The sequence below is a fragment of the Lysinibacillus sp. S1 genome (assembly GCF_044986265.1).
Lineage (GTDB): Bacteria > Bacillota > Bacilli > Bacillales_A > Planococcaceae > Lysinibacillus > Lysinibacillus capsici.
Window position 1 is genome coordinate 2,452,338 of the sequence record NZ_CP173154.1, and the last position, 17,834, is coordinate 2,470,171.

Annotated in this window: 11 protein-coding genes; 1 reads left to right on the forward strand and 10 read right to left on the reverse strand. The window is 35.7% G+C overall.

The genetic code is table 11. From position 1 onward, the window contains the following. Positions 1-40 precede the first annotated feature (40 nt). The 5 genes from ACHZEU_RS12195 to ACHZEU_RS12215 all read right to left on the reverse strand — a co-directional run bounded on the left by ACHZEU_RS12195 (position 41) and on the right by ACHZEU_RS12215 (position 11,257). The gene (locus ACHZEU_RS12195; RefSeq protein WP_048391923.1) at positions 41-325 is read right to left on the reverse strand and encodes a hypothetical protein; all 285 of its coding nucleotides are present in this window, start codon (positions 323-325) and stop codon (positions 41-43) included. Positions 326-423: 98 nt separating this feature from the next. Next, entirely contained in the window at positions 424-3,444 is a 3,021-nt protein-coding gene (locus ACHZEU_RS12200; protein WP_333881142.1) for a leucine-rich repeat protein, read from the reverse strand. Positions 3,445-3,594: 150 nt separating this feature from the next. Continuing rightward, positions 3,595-6,033 carry an InlB B-repeat-containing protein gene (locus ACHZEU_RS12205; RefSeq protein ID WP_404803451.1) on the reverse strand — a complete coding sequence of 813 codons (2,439 nt, stop codon included), beginning with the start codon at positions 6,031-6,033 and terminating at the stop codon, positions 3,595-3,597. Between the two features lie 138 nt (positions 6,034-6,171). After that, a complete protein-coding gene (locus ACHZEU_RS12210) occupies positions 6,172-8,685 on the reverse strand; it encodes a LuxR C-terminal-related transcriptional regulator (protein WP_048391926.1) in 2,514 nt (837 codons plus the stop codon). Between the two features lie 28 nt (positions 8,686-8,713). Next, positions 8,714-11,257 carry a LuxR C-terminal-related transcriptional regulator gene (locus ACHZEU_RS12215; protein ID WP_103117312.1) on the reverse strand — a complete coding sequence of 848 codons (2,544 nt, stop codon included), beginning with the start codon at positions 11,255-11,257 and terminating at the stop codon, positions 8,714-8,716. A 222-nt stretch (positions 11,258-11,479) separates the two neighbouring features. Between ACHZEU_RS12215 and ACHZEU_RS12220 the strand changes: the two genes are divergently transcribed. Further along, positions 11,480-12,745 carry an Nramp family divalent metal transporter gene (locus ACHZEU_RS12220; RefSeq protein WP_404803452.1) on the forward strand — a complete coding sequence of 422 codons (1,266 nt, stop codon included), beginning with the start codon at positions 11,480-11,482 and terminating at the stop codon, positions 12,743-12,745. 47 nt (positions 12,746-12,792) lie between these two features. Here ACHZEU_RS12220 and ACHZEU_RS12225 read toward each other — a convergent pair whose 3' ends face one another. The 5 genes from ACHZEU_RS12225 to ACHZEU_RS12245 form a co-directional block, all read right to left on the reverse strand. Next, entirely contained in the window at positions 12,793-13,482 is a 690-nt protein-coding gene (locus tag ACHZEU_RS12225; protein WP_048391929.1) for an ABC transporter permease, read from the reverse strand. Next, positions 13,475-14,398, reverse strand: a complete 924-nt coding sequence (locus ACHZEU_RS12230; protein ID WP_103117310.1) for an ABC transporter ATP-binding protein — start codon at positions 14,396-14,398, stop codon at positions 13,475-13,477. The genes ACHZEU_RS12225 and ACHZEU_RS12230 overlap by 8 nt, the downstream gene beginning before the upstream one ends. Before the next feature lie 130 nt (positions 14,399-14,528). Then, positions 14,529-15,464 carry a sensor histidine kinase KdpD gene (locus ACHZEU_RS12235; protein ID WP_257962267.1) on the reverse strand — a complete coding sequence of 312 codons (936 nt, stop codon included), beginning with the start codon at positions 15,462-15,464 and terminating at the stop codon, positions 14,529-14,531. A 6-nt stretch (positions 15,465-15,470) separates the two neighbouring features. Next, positions 15,471-16,163 (reverse strand): response regulator transcription factor, encoded by a 693-nt coding sequence (locus ACHZEU_RS12240; RefSeq protein ID WP_112117085.1) that lies wholly within the window; start codon positions 16,161-16,163, stop codon positions 15,471-15,473. A gap of 149 nt (positions 16,164-16,312) precedes the next feature. Beyond that, complete coding sequence (locus tag ACHZEU_RS12245; RefSeq protein ID WP_054548681.1) at positions 16,313-17,776, reverse strand: amino acid permease; 1,464 nt, start codon at positions 17,774-17,776, stop codon at positions 16,313-16,315. Positions 17,777-17,834: the final 58 nt, after the last annotated feature.

The window sequence follows — 17,834 nt, forward strand, 5'->3', positions numbered from 1 at the left end:
GACAATACATTTCTTTTTTTGACACAGGGTACGTCTTTAACTAATAAACTTTCGGTAAAAAGCTGTAAATATCCCTTTTCTCAAAAATTCCTGAGCTTACTTTAGCAACTTTTTTGCCATTTAAACGGCTTGGAAAGGGAAACTCAATATGTGGACCATTATAATGAATAATTGTCACTGTACCATCAGAGTTATTACGCCAATCATAATTCCTTTCATCCGTTTTAATTGAAAGTTTAATCGATACAAAAGCTAAACTTAAGAATAATATGAAGAAGGCAAGACGAACGATTTTCAATAGAAACACTTCCTTTTCTATTAGCATAATAATTTACATCCTTACGCACTATTGAGTAATGTTAATAATTTGAACAAAAAAATCTCACCAAAAGCTTTATGGATAGCCATTGGTGAGGTTTTTAATTATTGATGCAAAGCTCTATACAAAAATGTTACAAACTCCGCACGTGTTACAGGATCATTTGGTCTAAAGTTGCCATTATCTCCAATTGTGATCCCATTTCCTGCAAGTATAGCGATAAAGTTGTGTGCCCAGTGTGTTTTTGGCACATCCTCGAAAGTATCTTTATTCGATGAAGTTAAATTAAAGGCAAGAACTAATACTTTTGCCATTTGAGCGCGTGTCAAATTCGTAGTTGGCTGGAAGTTCCCATCTATGCCTTCAAACAAACCTGCTTGTTGCACCTGATCGATTACCCCAAAATAGAGATGGCTTTTAGGTATATCGTTAAATTCTCGCGCATCTTTTTTCGGTTCTAGCGCTAATGCTCTTGTTAATATCAGGGCAGCATGCTGGCGCTGAATTGGTGCATTTGGCTTGAAGGTGCCATCTTGATAGCCTGTAATAATGCCCTGCTTTGCCATCTCCTGAATCATCGCCCAGGCCCAATGTCCTTGAGAAATATCTGAGAAGATGATATCTGGCTCTGTTGGTTGTGGATCAATTGGTTCTTCAGGTTTAGGTTTTTGTTCTTCAGGTTTAGGTTCTTGTTTTTCAGGTATGGTTGGCTCTGGTATTGGGGATGGATTCGGAGATATACTTCCTCCACCACCCGATGAACCGTCTTTTACCCAATGGGCATATAAGGTGATATTGGACTTCACTACATCTTTAGAAAAATTCCATGGTATCGTCAGTTCAATATCCTTATACCAGCCTGTAAATGTATAGCCTGCCTTTGTTGGATTTACTGGATTTGTTGCTAAGGTATCTTTTGTTACCTTCTGTGATGCTACTGTACTTCCTCCATTTGTTTCGAAATCCACCGTATACTGTGCGACGACGTTTTCCCATTTTGCATATAAGGTTGTATTTTGTGTTATCATATCCGTTGTAAAATTCCATGGTGTGGTGAATTGAGCATCCTTATACCAGCCTAAAAATGTATACCCTGGTTTTATAGGAATTACTGGTTTACTTACTAGTGCCTTATAATTTACTGTAATAGGATTGATTGCTGTCCCCCCATTTGTATTAAATGTGACAACATATGAATTTGCTTTCCATTTCGCATACAAGGCAAGATTGGATTCTTCAATATCAACAATGCTATTGACTGTATAATCTATACCATCTCCTACGTTAGTGCTGTTCCAACCATCAAATGTATAGCCAGTTTTTTCTAAAGATCCTATATTATCTAAGATCGTTGCTGGAGTATTTCTTGGATACATATTCATATCTACTGGTGGATTTCCTTGTTCAGAGCCATTTCCATGATAGATAATTTGATAAGTAAGTAACTCGAACTGGTGATTATTTTGATTGGCATAGGCTTGAGCAGTCGATGCATCATGACCATAAATAATTAAATTACTTGGATTTGCATTAAAAATATCTTCTAAAAGAATTGTTGCATCCGATAATATTTTCACTTGTTTAAGATTATTGTCATTAAAGGCATTATCCTCTACAGTCATTACATTTTTAGGAATTTCGATGCTACTAAGTCTATTCTTCCCAAAGGCCCATCTACCAATATTCGTTACACTACTAGGAATCTCTATACTTGTAAGCTGATTATCGAGAAATACACTTTCCGCTATACTTGTTATACTTGAGGGAATCGTTACATTTGAAAGTTCATTGGTAGCAAATGCATACGCTCCTATACTTACGACACTAGTAGGTATTACTAAAGAGGTTATGTGATTATCTGAAAACGCCCATTCTCCTATAGTCTCCAAAGTTGCTGGTAACTCAATGTTTGTTAATTGGTTCTCCATAAATGCGAAATCCCCAATTGTCTTAAGTTGATTTGGCAGCTTAACTGTAGCAAGTGCATTATCTAAAAATGCATATGAGCCAATTTGAGTAACTTGATCTGGTATTTCTATAGCAGTAAGTTTATTTGTAAAGAATACACCTTCACCTATCTTTTTAAGGTTATTTGGTAGTTTCACATACGTTAATTGATTTTCTGCAAATGCCACATCTCCAATGCTTGTTACACTGTCTGGTATAATTACCTGCGTAAGACCTTTTTCACCAAATGCTCCACTACCTATTGCTGTTACTACCCTGCCATCTAGCTGACTTGGAATGGTTATTGCCATATCAGTACCTATGTAATCTCTAATCGTTACTGACCCATCCCTATTTTTTGTCCACTCATAATCCGCTTCATTGACAGGATCTGGAGAATTTATACCTTGAAAGTTTATATTCAACCTATCTGCATACTCTTTTGCAGAAGAATTCTCTGGAGCATAAATAACAAGGTTAGGACTATGCCCTATAAAAGCATCATCACCTATTTCAACATCTTTAGAATATATAATGATTTCCTTTAGGTAATTATTTGAAAAGGCTTCATCTCCAATGCTTTTCACACTTTCTGGTATCTCTAAACTTTCAATATCATTCCTTGCAAATGCATTTGACCCTATTATTTTTACACCCTCTGGAATTTTCACATTGACAATATCATTCGTTGAAAATGCATGATCTCCTATACTAATAACACTTTTAGGTATATCTACGCTTTCTAGCAAATTTCCAGAAAATGCATAATTTCCGATACTACTTAGATTATTTGGAAGTATCACATTTGTTAGTTGGTTTAAGGAAAATACACCATCACTAATGTTCGTTAGATTACTTGGCAGTGTCACACTTGTTAACTGATTTTGATAAAAAGCATAAGCACCAATTGTTGTTATTGTTTCTGGTATCATGAGGCTTGTCAGATTTTTATTAGTAAACACCCAAGCGTCTATCCCTGTTACGATTTTCCCTTGTATTTGATGAGGAATTACCATGTCTCCGCCAGTACCTGTGTATGTCTTTATAGTTATCGATCCATCAGGGCTATCTTCCACATCATAATCAGCTTCATTAGCAAAAGTAAAAGGGATTTTCACTAACATCATGAAGATAAATAGTGTAAACCATATTCCATATCTAACACTTTTTGCTTTCATATAGTCTCTCCTTTCTTTAAAAATGAAATAATTCTTCTTCATCTTAAAGGTAATTATTTACTCCCACTATTGAGGAATGTTAATTATTTTTAGGTAAATAYAWAAWTCYCRTCATTGGTAGTCTTATCACACCAGTGATGGGATTTTTTCTTATTGAGAGAGGGCTCTATATAAAAAGATTGCGAATTCTGCCCGTGTAACAGCATCATTAGGTCTAAAATTACCTTGATCACCTATTGTGATACCGTTTGACGCAAGAATAGCAATATAATTGTATGCCCAATGAGAAGCAGATACATCATTAAATGTTTCTTTCTTATGGGCTGTTAAGTTTAAAGCCTCTACCAATACTTTGGCCATTTGTGAACGTGTCATATTAGTTTTTGGTTGGAAGTTTCCATCTATGCCATCAAACAGCCCTGCTTGTTGCACTTGCTTAATTTCCTCAAAATAGAGATGACTTTCAGGAATATCCTTAAATATAAACGCCTCTTTTTTCGGTTCTAGCTCTAATGCTCTGGTTAACATTAGGGCAACATGCTGGCGCTGAATTGGTGCATTTGGCTTGAAGGTGCCGTCTTGATAGCCTGTAATAATGCCCTGCCTTGCCATCTCCTGAATCATCGTCCATGCCCAATGGCCCTGAGGAATATCTGAGAAAGTAATGTTTGCCTCTGTTTGGGGTGTTGGCTCGGTTGGTTGTGGCTTAGCTTGATCTTCAGGTTTAGGTTCTGGTTTTTCAGATAAGGTTGGCTCTGTCGTTTCTGGCTCTGTTAGTGTTGGGGACGAATTTCCTCCACCACCTGAAGAATCGTTTGCTAGCCATTGCCATTTTGCATATAAAGTAGTATTAGCTGTCACTATATCTGTATGGAAATTCCAGACTTTTGTGAAATGAGCATCTTTATACCAACCTGCAAATGTATAGCCTACCTTTATTGGGTTGATTGGTTGCATTGCGGTTGTATTAGCAGTAATCCTTTGGGGCGATATAGCACTTCCACCATTTGAAGCAAAGTCCAGAATATAATGTACAGTTACCCTTTCCCATTTCGCGTAAAGTGCTGTATCTTCTGCCACTTTATCAGTATCGAAGCTCCATGGTTTGGTCAGCTCTTCATTCTTATACCAGCCTACAAATTTATAACCTGTTTTTGTCGGGAACAGTGGTTCATCTATTACCTCATTATACTTAGCTGTCACAGGAGAAATTAACGTCCCTCCATTTGTATAAAAGGTAATGATGTATTCATTTGTTAGCCATTTTCCATATAACGTCATACTCTCTGTCACTTTATCGATCTCGAAGTTCCACGGTATCATCAGCTTTTCGTCTTTATACCAACCTGCAAATGTATAGCCAACTTTCGTTGGATCTGATGGCTTGGCTAATAGCTCTCCATTCAATACCTCGATTGTTATTGTGTCTGTATCTGTATGAAATATAACAGTGTATGGTTTTTTTGCCCATTTTCCATATAAAGTTATATTTCCCGTTATCACATCTGTATCAAAGTTCCAGGGTACAGTCAATTCTTCATCTTTATACCAGCCTATAAATTGAGAGCCATCTTTTATCGGAGTTGCTGGTGCAAGTGCTTTTTCTCCAGCCAGTATTTGCTGTTCATCAATAGCTGTATCGCTATTTGGCTCAAATGTAAGTGTATATGTTAACGCATTTCCCTTTGCATAAATTTTTGTTGGCTGTGTGATATTGCCATCCCACGGCTTTGCCCATGCCAAATCACTATACCAACCATCAAACCTATCACCTTGGTAGTTAAATGTATTAGGCTGCAGCACTAATGGTCTATTAAAGTAAACCCAATGCAACTGATTAGAGGCAAATGCCCAATCTTCTATATATGTAACTGCTTCAGGAATAGTCACTTCTTTCAGGTTATTACCATAAAAAGTATAGAACCCTATCTTCTTTAAGTCATCAGGTAGAATAATGGTTGTTAAGTGATTTTGATAAAACGCGTAGTTCCCTATACTTGTCACGCTACTGGGAATGGTTACACTTTCTAATTTATTCCTCGAAAATACACTGTTCTCAATTCTTGTTATACCATCTGGAATTGTCACTGCTGTTAGCTGATTATTCGCAAATGATTCTGCTCCTATTGTTTTTACGCTATCAGGAATATAGACAGTCGATAACCGATTGTCAAAAAACGCTAGATTACCTATACTCTCTAATCTATTAGGGAGGGTCACAGTCGTGATCTGATTCATCAAAAATGCTCTATCCCCTATTTTGGTCACACTTTCAGGGATAGTTACACTTGTCACATTCTTATTGAAAAATGAAGATTCCCCTATTATCGTAACGGGCTGTCCGTTAATAACAGCTGGAATATCAACATGCCCTCCTGCCCCTCCATAGGCTACAAGTGTTATGCCTGTGTCATTTGGCGCTGTATGGAATCTTGCATTACCAACTAGATTTTTGTTAAGGCTCTTTTTAGCATGACTATCCGCTCCTTCTTCAATAGCATTATGCTCATTCGCATAAGAGGCTGGAACTTGCCCATATTGGAAAAAGAGCAATATTAGAACAATCATCATGTTCGAGATTCTTTTCATTCCTCTCGCTCCTTCCTCTTAAAATCAAGTATTCTCCTCCCTTTATCTTAGAAAATTCAAGATACTTCCACTATTGAGGAATGTTAATTGTTTTATGTAAAAAAAAAGACCGCTACCTAAAAAAGATAACGGATAACCTTATACCAGCGTGTTTAATAATATTGCCTGGGCTCGATTTTTAACACCTAACTTACTATAAATCCCCGAGAGATAGACTCTTACTGTACCTTCCGATAAAAATAGCTGCTCGGCTATTTCTTTATTAGAAGCACCTTTTGATAATAATAAAAATATTTCCTGTTCACGAGTTGTAAGGGACGCCAATGGTGAAATTTGCTTATACTTTTGAACACATTGGAGCAAGTGCTCAACGTAGCTCATGGAAACCTCCCTCCACTCCATTTCAAAAGATTGCTTTCGAATAGCGGCATATTTTTTTAATAAAGCATATGTTTGAGGCTCATCTATAAAGGTTCTGATATATTGATATGGTTCGGCTAATTTCAAGGCTTGGTGTAATTTTTCTAACGCCTCATCTGCTTGTCCTTGCTCAACCAAACATATGGCTAATAAAATTGTCGCTTCTATACGAGTAGATAGCTGTTCTTGTTGTTGCGCCTGTGATTGCACCTTTATAATCAATTGCTGCGCTGCTAGTAGATGTCCTTCCATGAGTAAATAACGTGCTTTTACTAGCAAATAAAATGGAAAATCCTTACCTACTTTGACCTTAGCTAACTCCTGTTCTGCTTGGACAACATTGTCTTCACGTAAAAATAAAAGTGCCTTCATTACTCTTATACTATCAATCCACTGGCGTTCATTGACAGCTTCAATTGCATGATCTAAAACCCCTTGAGCAACTATATATTGCTGTTCTAACACGGCAATTTTACTTTTAAGAATATACATCGGTACTAACAATCCTGCATCTTGAAATTGATGTCCAGAACGTATAGCTTCCTCTAATTCTGTTGATAGCTCAGCAAATTGGTTCCACTCATATAATTTTTCTGCACGCACGCCATAGCTATAGCCCGTCATACTTAAGTTTTTAAATTTCCCTGTTCTAAACTTAGCAAAATAAGACATAGCCTGTTCATCTGAAAGTAACTTCCCTCGAGACCCGATATTTGTTCTAAACAACATAGGCTCTGATTGATTATATTGTATAAATATTGCGTCCCATTTGGACCTGACTGGATTTCTCTCCAGTCTTTGTCGAATATATTCCCCAGCTTGAGAAAGATCTCCGTTTTTCATGACAAAGACATAGGCTTTCACACCTAGAAAATCATCGACAGCAGATGCATACTCACTTTTATTCATCCATTGATTGGACCTATGCTTTTGTTCTAGGTCTAGTATCGTCCGATAAGCATCTTCTAAATTGTGTAATGCTGCGAGTGTATAGGCATACATTACCATCAACTCTGGGTGTACCTCATAGCCATTAGACAAAAATGTATCAATCCATTTTACATAGGATGTTGAATGACCACAGGAAAGAAATGTTACAAGATGCTCCTGAATCCATTGTTCAGCATACATAAATACGTTGCCGCTTAAAGCAAGCTCTATAGCAGATAAAAAATTTCCATTATTATATAAAGCTACAGCTGCCTTTTCATATAAATACAAAATATCTTGCTGAGTAAAACGATTGCTCAATTCTTGGCGCAATGCTTCTCTAAATAAGTTGTGATATCGAAAAACCTGCTCTTTTGCTTCTACTCTACTAATAAATAATCCTTGTTGATCAAGCTCTAATAAGACTACTTGAGCATCAGTACGGTTTGTTAGGACATTACATGTATCAGCGGTTAATTGTTCCAAAAGTGAAGTATAAAGAAGAAAAATTTGGAGGGATGGTGCAAGTTTGGAAAAAACCTCACTCATTAAATATTGGAACACATATAAATTACTTTCTTTTAACTCTTTTTCTACATTATGAAAATCCGCTAAATTAGTTAATTGCAACCCTGTTGGCCAGCCCTCTGTTATCTCAAAAACCTTTTGAAATACCTTTACATCCAGCTTTTTATTTAAATTTTTATAAAATTCTTTTGTCTCTTCATACGTAAAAAGAAGTTGCTCTAAACCAATTTCAAGCAAGCAATGGTTTAATCTCCACTTTGCAATAGGTAATGAAATAGTTGATCTACTAGTCAAATAAATAAAGCAATTTTCAGGTAAGAAATCAATTAGTCGAGTCATCGCTTGATGGATAGCAATATTATGAATATGATGATAATCATCAATCATAATATGAATCTTTTTAGTAGATAGCGATAATTCATATAAGAGAGAGTCCACTAAAAACTCTAATGGTAACTGTGGTTGTGCATGGAGTATAGAATTAATCCGAGAGGCAGCTTCTGGCTGTAATGAGTGACCAATAGCATGAATTAAATACTTCCAATAGCGATTTAGATCATTGTCTGTTTGGTCCACCGTATACCATGCTACTGCCGTCTCAAGTTGCTGAAACCAACTACTTAGAAAAGTGGTTTTACCATACCCTGCTGGCGCTTGTACTACTATAAGTTTTGCTGTTGACTGGAGTAGAATGGCATTTAATCGTTCTCGCTCAATAATTTGCTTGCCCGTTTGAGGGACTGTTGTTTTTGAGGCTACTAAAATATTTGGCACATGTAGACCTCCTTTCTCTTTAACAACTTTAAAAGCCTAGCCATTCTTTTGCCCATAAAATGGCCTTCGTGCGAGATTTCACACTTATTTTACTGTAGATTCCTGTTAAATATATACGAATTGTTCCCTCTGTCAGCTGCAATTGTTGTGCAATCTCCTTATTAGAAGCACCTTCTGCGAGTAATTGCAGAACATCTTTTTCTCTTGCAGTAAAGTTAGTGAAAAACTCATCTTCTGTGCTGTCATTTAGTAATAGTTTATTTACATAGGCTAACGGCACTGACTTAAATGTATCTCCCTTATTATGCTGACGTAGACGCCAGTATTTATTAAGTAATGGCCAGATAGAATCCTCCTCTATAAATGTACGGTAATACCCATAGGACACTCCATGTTCAAGAGCATCATGTAATACTGTTAAAGCGAAATCCTCTTTACCAAGTGAAAAATGACAAATGGCTTCTAGCAAGCCCGCTTCAATAAGCGTAACGATTTGCTTTTCCTGAGTTGCTCCTTCTTTTAAACGAATAGCAATTTGCAATGCTTCCTCCAGTTGATTTTTAGCATATAGAATTTTACCTTGAACTAATAAATAAAATGGATTTTTTGATGCAATTCTATAATTGATAAAATCCGTCACTCTAAAAAATTCCTGTTGTGCATATGAAATATTTCCTTCCAATAAATAAGATTGTGCTTTCATAATATAGAGCATACCTATCCAATAAGGTTTATCGGTTTCCTTCATAGCTTCAAGCAATAACAGATGTGCTTCTTCGAATTGTTTTTTAGTCATATAAATACGAGCCTTTAATAAGTACATTGGTATAAATAATCCTGGATCTTGAAAATGTAAACCATATTGTAAACCGATTTCTAACTCTTTACTTGCTCTATCTAAATCATTTATTTCATACAAAATTTCAGCTAGTAATCCATAGGTAACGCCTGTAATATTTCGCTCCCTTATTTCACTTTCATTCAACACTTGAATCAGTTCATCCATTTTTACTACTGGTAAGAATTTTCCTTTTGCACCTACAAAAGTACATAAAATTCTAGGCTCAAATTGATTATATTTTAAAGAAATATGATATAAAGATGACTTATTCTTTCTTACATTTACGCGTGTTTGTAAACCTACTTTTGCCTTTTCAATGTCTCCATCTTCCATATAACCTATATAAGCCTGTATAATTTCAAAGATTTTTGATACAGCAATGAACTGAAAACCCTCCATCCATTTCCATTTATTTTGTTTAAATAGTAGTTCCTCTATGATTTTATTCGCCTGATCAATTTCATGGGTTGAAAACAGAGTAGTAATATATAAGACAAGCATATTAATATCTACTGGAAACTGAGCATTCCTTAATTTCTGTATCCACTGCCCGAATAATAGAGTATGTCCCTCGGCAAATATTTCGACTAAATATTTTTGAATCCATTCATGTGCAAGCTTGTATAATTCGCCATTTAAAGCAAGCTCAATTGCCGCTACATAGTCTTCTCTTTGGCATAAATTAGTGGCTGCTTCGTAATAAATAGAGGTAATCATTTCATAGGAATATTGCCTTTGAAATTCTACCTGTAGGGCATGCCTAAATAAAGTTTGGTAACGATAAACGGGTGGATGAGCTTGTACTTGTTCGATAAACAAACAATTTTTCTCCAGCTCTGAGAATGTAGTTAAACTATCTAATCCGTTCGTGATGGATCCACAAACACTCGGATCTAAGTAGTTTAAAATGGAAGTTCTTAGTAGAAAATCTTGCAATTCTTGAGGTAATATTAAAAGAATTTCTTGCATGAAGTACTCATGTATATATGAACTAGCTTTGGCTAAAATTTCTTCACTACTAAGATTACCTATCATTCCACCTGTTGATAGCTTTATCAGTTGGATACCTGCTATCCAGCCCCCTGTAGTCTTTAATAAAGGCTTCAGCGCATCCTTCTGTTCATCATTAGTAACAGAATTAAAGAAAGATTGTAGCTCTTCTAAATCAAAACATAATTGACCCGTCCCGACTTCTAGTATCCAACCTTTTACACGCCATTTTGCTAGTGGAAGTTCTAAATTAGTTCGTGTAGTTATATAGATCCGTGCATTGGCTGGTAAATATTCAATAAGTCGATTGATAATTTGATGAATTTGAGGGTTGTGGATTTCTTGAAAATTATCAAAAACAATATGAATATTTTCTTTATATGTATCCAAATCGTTTAACAGTGTATCTATAATTGTTTCAAAAGGTGGTGTTTCATCTAGTATATTGTTTAACTTTTGTTCTACATTCAATATGCTAAAAGATAATGTATGTATTAAGTACTTTAAAAATCTCACAGGATCATTGTCATTCTGATCGATAGTAAACCATGCTACCGATTCATCAATATGCTTCAACCACAGACTTAAAAGAGTCGTCTTTCCGTATCCTGCGGCTGACCGTATAATGGTTAGTTTCTTCATTCGATTGTTAGATAAAATAGAAAATAATTTCTTCCTCTCTAATACATTTGGCACTGTACGTGGAATTGTTACTTTTGATTTTACCCATACCATATCCATCACCTTGTCTCCCTTCTACATTTCATTAGTTCTATAAATTTCGAATTTTCCCTGCAATTTAATTTTTCTACTCATTCACTTCATCCAAAAGAGCATACTTATTTTAGAAGGATAAAGCAAACTACTTCACTTTTTTTATTCCTAGCGTTAGAATACTAATATCTTATTTTCCTATAGGAAACTTTATTTCACTGATGATACTTTTTGAAACGAGGGAACAATATGGTTTACAAACGAGTCACAAAATCGTCTGCAGAGGCGGTTTTAGATGGAGATATAAAAGGTTGGCGAAGACTCTTGCCATTTTTAGGACCTGCTTTCATTGCAGCAGTTGCCTATATTGATCCTGGCAATTTTGCTACAAATATTACAGCAGGCTCTCAATACGGCTACCTGCTACTTTGGGTTATAGCCTTTTCTAATTTAATGGCCGTGTTAATTCAGTCCCTGTCTGCCAAGCTTGGGATTGCGACAGGAAAAAATTTACCTGAAGTAGCACGCGAGCATTTTTCTAAAAAAACATCTATCTTTTTATGGATACAGGCGGAATTGGTCATCATTGCCACAGACCTCGCGGAATTTATCGGAGCAGCATTAGGGCTTTATTTACTTTTTAATATCCCAATGCTTCCCGCCGCATTGATTACAGCAGTGGGTTCATTCGCTATTTTAGAGTTGCAAAGAAGAGGATTTAGAGCCTTTGAAGCAGGTATTTCTGGAATGGTTTTAATTGTTGTATTGGCATTTGCCTTCCAAACATTTTTAGCGCAGCCAGCATGGGGCGATGTGGCGATTGGCATGTTCACACCACACTTTGAAGGTGTAGATTCACTATTATTAGCAACAGGTATTTTAGGTGCAACCGTTATGCCTCATGCTATTTACTTACATTCTTCTTTAACTCAAAGTCGTATTATTGGTCGAAATGAGGCAGAAAAAAAACGTATTTTCCGTTTTGAATTTATCGATATTATCATCGCTATGATTATTGCTGGTGCCATCAATATGAGCATGCTCATCATTGCCGCAGCCGTATTCCATACCCAAGGTGTTGTAGTTGAAGATTTAGATGTTGCCTATAATGGCTTAAAAGTTGCGCTCGGCCCAATGGCTGCCATTTCCTTTGGTCTTGGTTTACTTATTGCAGGGCTTGCTAGCTCCTCTGTAGGGACTTTAGCTGGTGACGTAGTGATGCAAGGCTTCATTCAAAGAAAAATACCTCTTTATTTACGTAGAGCGATTACCATGGTGCCACCACTTGCAATCATTGCCTCTGGTGTGAATGCTACCTATGCTCTCGTTCTTAGTCAAGTTGTTTTATCATTTGGTATTGCCTTTGCACTTGTCCCTCTTGTTATGTTTACAAGTAAACGAGACATTATGGGAAGCCTAGTTAATCACCGTATTACAACTGTTTTAGGTTGGTTTGTCGTAGTCGTTGTTATTACGTTAAATATTTACTTACTGTGGGAAACAATTTTTGGATAACAAAAAGCCAGGTACTCTATAGCAATGAGCACCTGGTATCTTTTTGATTAAACATCCACCTTTTCGATATTTCTAATGGCTAAATAAGCAATACCAAGACCCACGATTGCTAAAGTAATTGGAATAATAATAATATCGTTTAAAGTAAAGTTACCTGAATTTGACGAAGTTACAGACACAATTATAATAGATGAAATGATAGTTGTCGGTATAGAGTATTTTCTCATCCCGAAATACAATGGGATTAAAGCTATACCTGAGGCAGCAATCGCATTCATCAATACAGAAGGTATTTGCTGGATAATTAAAGAACTAGATAGTACATCAGGAATTAATTCATATCGATCGCTTATGATACAAAAAATGGTTGTAATAAGAGCATTGGAGATAATGATCATACTGAAAGTAAATAGCATGACAATAGCAAGCTTTGCGACCATTAATTTCTTTCTACTTATAGGATACATAAAGGCTAATGTAATGGTTTTAAATTTATATTCTCCGATGATTAACTTAGCTATTAACGTAGAAGCAAAAATCATAAAAACTGCTCTTACAAATGAATCAATAACACTGAATGCAACCTCATAATTTTCAAGCCCTGGGTCTCCTTCCACTTTAGAAATAAATAAAATCATAAACAAAAAACCAAGAATAACAAAATTAGCGATAATGGCTCCTTTAACATATGAACCTAAATGAAATTTTTTCATTTCTAAACGCATTAAATTAAGCATGGACAACACCTCCATTGATTAGCTTTAAGAAATAATCCTCTAATGAACTAGTTTTTTTACTAATCTCTTCAATCTCAACGTCATGTTCAATTAATGCTCTCGATAGGCTTTGTTGGGATACTGTTGAGTCGTATATACGTATAGAGTTATCATCCATCAGCTTAAAATTCGTAATGTTTAATTCGCTTTCAATAATAAACGCTGCCTTTTTCCCATCACTTACGATCACTTCCGTATAATTGACCTGATCACGATTAATAGTATCCATTGCTACCTCAGTGATGAGCCTTCCATTCTTAATAACACCTATTGTATCGACCAATTGTTCTATTTCAGCTAGAATATGACTAGAGATAATAATAGTTATGCCGTACTCCTTACAAAGCATCTTGAAAAGCTCTCTTAACTCCTTTATCCCTACTGGGTCCAATCCATTAATTGGTTCGTCTAATATAAGTAACTCTGGCTTTGTAATAATGGCCCTTGCGATGCCTAATCTTTGCTTCATCCCCAGAGAAAAATCTTTAACCTGCTTATTCTCTGTATTCGATAACTTTACTAAATTAAGAACATGTGCAATTTCTTTCTTATCATAATAACCCATGTATTCACAATGTAATTCCAGGGTCTCTCTAGCCGTTAATTTTTCATAAAAAATAGGATATTCAATAATTGTCCCCATTCTTTTTAGTATTTCATAGGATTTGTCCGTCAATTTCGCCCCCAAAATTTCTACATCCCCACTTGTAGGTTTCGTAAGATTAGTTAGCATCTTCATAACAGTCGTTTTACCCGCACCATTAGGACCTAAAAATCCATAAATCTCACCTTTCTTAACGTTCATATTGACAGCAGAAACAACTTCCTTTCCATCGTACACTTTCGTAAGCTGATTTGTTTTTACAATGTATGTCATGTAATTCTCTCCCTCAATTGTGACTAGTTTCATTATAAAAAATGAAACTCTCTATTTTATTACTGCATTCTTACAAATTTCTTAAGTAAAAAAGCCTGCAAAGCATTAAAGCTCTACAAGCATAATGGATTCAATACATCATTCGCTTTAACGAAATCGTAAAAATAGTTTTTTCATAGGGAATACTCGATAAACGGATCGAGCCATTCATTATTTCTACAAGCCGCTTTGTAATCGTTAGCCCCAGACCGCTACCTTGGAAAGATTTATTTCGAGAATCCTCAAGTGTATACATCCTTTCAAAAACGCGATCGATATGGTATTCATCAATGCCCTTGCCACAATCCCACACATCAATATCGATATTGGCTTCATCGTTTCTTATAGTAATTCCAATTACATTGCCATCTGCTCCATATGCAATAGCATTAGACAGTAGATTGTTTAGCACTCTATTTAATGCTTCTTCATTACCAAGTGCATATATGGAGCTTTCAGGGATATCAATTTTAATATCTAATCCCAATGAAGTAACCAAATCGTAAAAAGACAAAACATTTTTTCGGCATATTTCACTGACATTGATTTTAGTGATTGGATAATCTGTGTCCCCAGCCTCTAATTTTGCCAAGTCAAAAAATGTATGAATAATTTTTAATACCTCTAATGTTTTAGCATGTACACCCGTAAGTAAACGTTGCTGTTCCTCGTCACTAATCCCGTTTTGAAGTTGAAGCATTTCAATATAGCCAAGTACAACGGTTAAAGGCGTTTTAAGATCATGTGAAATATTGGCCAACATCTTTTTCATGGAATTTTCCATTTTACGATGTGTAGCCTGAATTTTTTGATGTTGATCTAGCAAAGTATTCAGTGTAATAAGTAACTGTTGAATTTCTGAATTTGTAGTTGTTACTAGAATCTTTTCATACGTCTGTTCATTCACAATTACGTGTAGTTTTCGATGAATATATTGGATAGCACGTTCTTGTTCCTTCTTGATTTTCCATTGAAAAATAAGAATGCCGATTAGCAATACAATGATTAATAATAATAGAAATATCATATATTTTTACCCTTCAAATTTATAGCCGATTCCCCATAGGGTTTTAATATAGTGAGGATGTGACGGATCATCTTCTATTTTTTCACGGAGTCTTCTGATATGTACATTTATAATATTTTCATCTCCATAATAGGCATCTTTCCATATCGTCTGATAAATTTGCTCTTTGGTAAAAACTCTGTGACGATTTGTCACAAACAATTTTAAAATGGAAAATTCCTTTGATGTTAGCTTTATCTCTTGTCCGCTCTTTGTTATTGAGAAATTAACGATATCTATCTTTAAATTATCAATTTCAAGGACCTCTTGCTTTTGTTCAGCTTGACTAGAGTATTTCGTAGCTCTTCTGATAACAGCCTTTACACGTGCTGAAAATTCCAGCATAGAAAAGGGTTTAGCAATATAATCATCTGCCCCTAATCCTAAGCCCAATGCTTTATCAACATCACTGTCTTTTGCAGACATAATAATGATAGGAAGTGCTGCCTGCTCTCTAATAATCTTTAATACTTCCAATCCATTTAATTTAGGTATCATAATATCTAAGATGACCAAATCAAAGATATTTTGCAAACAATTTTGTAATGCCTCTTCGCCATTAGTCGCTGTTGTGACCTGGAAACCTTCCATCGTTAAGTAATTATCAACCATTTCACGAATGGCTTCATCGTCTTCTACAAGTAAAATATGCTTTTGCACTATGATGCACCTCTCCTATCAAACCCAATTTCCATATGTATATTACATTACCATATTTATGATGTATCATTAGAGATTTGTTTATGAGTGTTGAAAAAAGAGCTGCTCCATAAACCATCACTCTTTGGTTTATAGAACAGCTCTATTATTTAATCTTCAACTTTTAAATCACAATCTTCAAGTGGAAGCATTTTTGTTTTGTGCTTTAATTTATAGCCAAACCATAATGCTAAAAATAATGGAATCCCAATATACGAAACAAGGATACCGTACCAATCAATCTTATCGCCTGTAAAGGCTGTGTAATTTTGTCCAATGACTACGATCATACAAACTGTAAAAGCAAATAATGGTCCAAAAGGATATAATTTGGCTTTATAAGGTAATAACTTTGGATCTAAGCCTTGTGCATCAAACGCTCGGCGGAAACGATAATGACTAAACGCAATACCTAGCCATGCAATAAAGCCAGACATTCCAGAAGCATTTAATAGCCAGATATAAACCACTCCATCGCCAAAGAAGGATGCCAAAAATGCTAAACAGCCTACAGCTAATGTTGCCATAAGTGCATAAATCGGAATACCTCTACGACTTAGCTTTGCAAAAAATTTAGGTGCATGTCCATCCACTGCTAATTGCCATAACATACGAGAAGATGCATATAGTCCTGAATTTCCTGCTGACAGCATAGCCGTTAAAATAATGGCATTCATTAATGAAGCAGCAAAGGCAATACCTAGGCGGTCAAACACTAGTGTAAACGGTGATACTGCGATATCTTCTGATAATAAACGTTCGTCTGTAAATGGAATTAACATCCCAATTGCACCAATCGCTAAAATATAGAACAAAAGAATACGCCAAAATACAGATTTAACAGCCTTCGGAATATTTTTACCAGGATCATCTGTTTCACCAGCTGTAATTCCTAGTAATTCTGTCCCTTGGAATGAAAATCCTGCAGCTAGGAAAATACCAAATGTAGCAAGGAAGCCACCATGGAATGGCCCATCACTAACAAAGAAATTAGTGAAACCTACAGGAGCCTGCCCACCTAAAATACCAAAAATCATTAGTAAGCTAATGATAATAAAAACAATAACCGTTGCTACTTTAATCATGGCAAACCAATATTCACTTTCACCATAACTTTTTACGGATAGTAAATTAAACGTCAATACAACAGCAATAAATAATACTGTCCAAAGTGCTGATGAGCTATCTGGGAACCAATATTTCATAATTAATGACACAGCAGCAATTTCGGCAGCAATGGTGATTGCCCAGTTATACCAGTAGTTCCAGCCTAATGCAAAGCCCAAGGCAGGATCTACAAATTTGGTTGCATACGTACTAAATGAACCTGAGGATGGCATATAGGCAGCCATTTCCCCTAAGCTTGTCATTAAAAAATACACCATAATACCGATTAAAGCATAGGCAAGCAATGCTCCTCCAGGCCCTGCCTGAGCAATTGCACCTCCACTGGCTAAAAATAGCCCCGTACCAATTGTACCGCCTAAAGAAATCATTGTAATATGACGGCTTTTTAATTCTTTTTTCAGCTTCGGCGCTTTATGTCCGAGCTGATTTACTTTTATTTCACTCACGATATAGCTTCCTTCCTATTTATGAGGCAAAAAAATGCCATCACATATACACTGTGAT

Excerpts from the sequence above, each read along its gene's own strand:
- ACHZEU_RS12200 (WP_333881142.1), bottom strand. The coding sequence starts at position 3,444 with ATGAAAGCAAAAAGTGTTAGATATGGAATATGGTTTACACTATTTATC.
- ACHZEU_RS12220 (WP_404803452.1), top strand. The coding sequence starts at position 11,480 with ATGGTTTACAAACGAGTCACAAAATCGTCTGCAGAGGCGGTTTTAGAT.
- ACHZEU_RS12225 (WP_048391929.1), bottom strand. The coding sequence starts at position 13,482 with ATGCTTAATTTAATGCGTTTAGAAATGAAAAAATTTCATTTAGGTTCA.
- ACHZEU_RS12215 (WP_103117312.1), bottom strand. The coding sequence starts at position 11,257 with ATGGATATGGTATGGGTAAAATCAAAAGTAACAATTCCACGTACAGTG.
- ACHZEU_RS12195 (WP_048391923.1), bottom strand. The coding sequence starts at position 325 with ATGCTAATAGAAAAGGAAGTGTTTCTATTGAAAATCGTTCGTCTTGCC.
- ACHZEU_RS12235 (WP_257962267.1), bottom strand. The coding sequence starts at position 15,464 with ATGATATTTCTATTATTATTAATCATTGTATTGCTAATCGGCATTCTT.
- ACHZEU_RS12230 (WP_103117310.1), bottom strand. The coding sequence starts at position 14,398 with ATGACATACATTGTAAAAACAAATCAGCTTACGAAAGTGTACGATGGA.
- ACHZEU_RS12205 (WP_404803451.1), bottom strand. The coding sequence starts at position 6,033 with ATGAAAAGAATCTCGAACATGATGATTGTTCTAATATTGCTCTTTTTC.